General features: G+C 45.3%; 3 protein-coding genes. 2 read left to right on the top strand and 1 reads right to left on the bottom strand.

Annotated elements, in window-relative coordinates; genetic code table 11:
- The first annotated feature begins 150 nt into the window (after window positions 1-150).
- Together ACS8FD_RS13225 and ACS8FD_RS13220 are read left to right on the top strand one after the other, a co-directional pair.
- Window positions 151-651 (top strand): hypothetical protein, encoded by a 501-nt coding sequence (locus tag ACS8FD_RS13225; protein ID WP_439276226.1) that lies wholly within the window; start codon window positions 151-153, stop codon window positions 649-651.
- Window positions 652-688: 37 nt separating this feature from the next.
- Window positions 689-1,417 (top strand): pantothenate kinase, encoded by a 729-nt coding sequence (locus tag ACS8FD_RS13220; protein ID WP_439262786.1) that lies wholly within the window; start codon window positions 689-691, stop codon window positions 1,415-1,417.
- Between the two features lie 232 nt (window positions 1,418-1,649).
- Here ACS8FD_RS13220 and ACS8FD_RS13215 read toward each other — a convergent pair.
- The coding region (locus ACS8FD_RS13215) for an acyl-CoA dehydrogenase family protein (RefSeq protein WP_439276225.1) at window positions 1,650-2,139 on the bottom strand (490 nt) is incomplete at its 5' end.

Raw genomic sequence — 2,139 nt, 5'->3', positions numbered from 1 at the left:
CAGTTGCGCGCGAAGGGTTTGACCCCTGTTGGTGTCAAGTGGGCCAATGATTTGGGTTTTGATCAAAACTTGCTGAAACCAGATGAACCTCAATAAAACAAAGCCACACTAGACACCCAAATTATTCAATTTAATAAACTTGCCGGTATTTTGATTGAACCCGTATGGAAAGCAGGTAAATTGGTCGGTGTGGTCATAGGTGTTGGACTCAATGTACAAGCTGCACCAAAGCTAACCGCGCAAACTTGCGAAGGCATGAGCTATCAAGCGATCAGCTTACAAGACATTTACGCGATGCTGAAAGCAGATACCAATAATAAGAGCAACGATATCAATCTACCAACCTTACAAACGCTTTATCAACAAATGAGCAAAGCGTTGATAGCAGCGATGACGCGCTTTGAGCACTTTGGGATAGAAAAGCCAACTGGACACACTTATTATCTGGACAGCTTTTTGCAAGAATTTGCGACGATGGATGCACTGGCAGGTCTGCGGTTACGTGTGACTCAAGACCATGATGATAAAGCGCATGTGGTGACTGGTCATGCCTGCAGTATCGATACAAACGGGTGTTTGCAATTGCGTGAAGATAACGGTAAGATTTCTGCGCTTTTTACGGGCCGTATTGACGTAACTCGTGAGGCTTAGAGCACATACTTAACGAGCACTATATAAAGGGATTTTTATGCTCTGGTTAGATCTTGGAAACACCCGTCTTAAATACTGGCTCACTGATGATATCGGGCAGATAGTCGCACACGATGCCAAGCAGCATTTGCAAGCGCCTGCCGAATTACTCATGGGTCTAACCGATCGCTTTGAACGTTATGCACCTGACTTTATCGGTATCTCGTCTGTACTGGGTGACGAGCTCAACGCCAAAGTAACAGAAACGCTGAGTCGTCTAAACATCCCATTTGAGTTTGTCCATGTCGATGCGGCGCACCCATTGATGCGTAGCGACTATAATGATGAGCAACTTGGCTGTGATCGTTGGTTACAGATGCTGGGCGCGGTCGATAAGAAAAAACGTCAATGTGTAATTGGTTGCGGTACAGCGGTGACAATTGATTTGATTGATCACGCGACACATTTAGGCGGTTATATTTTCCCCAGTATTTACTTGCAGCGTGAGTCATTGTTTTCTGGTACCAAGCAAATCACCATCTCTAACGGTACTTTTGATAGCGTCAGTCAGGGCACCACCACGCAAGATGCGGTACATCGCGGTATCTTACTATCTATCGTTGGGGCGATCAATGAGATTAGCCGTCGCCATCCCAACTTTGAAGTGATCATGACTGGCGGCGATGCATCCATTATCGCCCAGCACGTCAACCGTTCAGTGCGCTTGCGTGATGATTTATTATTAAATGGTCTGGCACGCTATTTTGACCATAGCAAACAGACATAATGATTTTATAAGATAGAAAATAGACATAAAAAAAGCAGGACGTTTTGAGCGACCTGCTTTTTTGTTATAGCCTGTTCGATTTCAAACCCATACAGAGTGCTAATGGGATGAGTTTTCACAGCCTCTGTCACGCCTGCGAACAGCAAGCAAGAAAAATTTAGCCCATTAGCACGAGGATATTAATGTATCGATGTTGTTTTGAAATTAATATCCAACGAACATTCAATAGTTTTTACTTAGTCTCGTTAAACAGTTCACGACCGACCAGCATACGGCGAATCTCACTGGTACCTGCACCGATTTCATACAGCTTAGCATCACGCCAAAAGCGACCCAGCGGATACTCATTGGTATAGCCATTACCACCGAAGATTTGAATGCCCTCGCCCGCCATCCACGTGGCTTTTTCAGCGCACCATAAAATCACACTGGCACAATCTTTACGTACTTCTCGACTATGACCTGCGCCGCGTTGGTCTAGCATATCGAGATTTTTACCGACAGTATATAAGAAGCTACGTCCCGCTTGCAAGATGGTATACATGTCTGCGACTTTACCTTGAATGAGCTGAAACTCACCAATCGCTTGACCAAACTGCTTGCGGTCGTGGATATAAGGGACGACATTGTCCATCACTGCTTGCATAATACCGATAGGACCTGCGGCCAATACTGCGCGCTCGTAATCAAGACCACTCATCAGTACTTTAACGCCTTCACCA

The organism is Psychrobacter sp. 1U2 (assembly GCF_051847575.1).
This window is presented reverse-complemented; position numbering and strand designations above follow the sequence as displayed.

Bases quoted from the DNA above. Each gene is read 5' to 3' on its own strand.
- ACS8FD_RS13220 (WP_439262786.1), top strand. From the start codon at position 689: ATGCTCTGGTTAGATCTTGGAAACACCCGTCTTAAATACTGGCTCACT.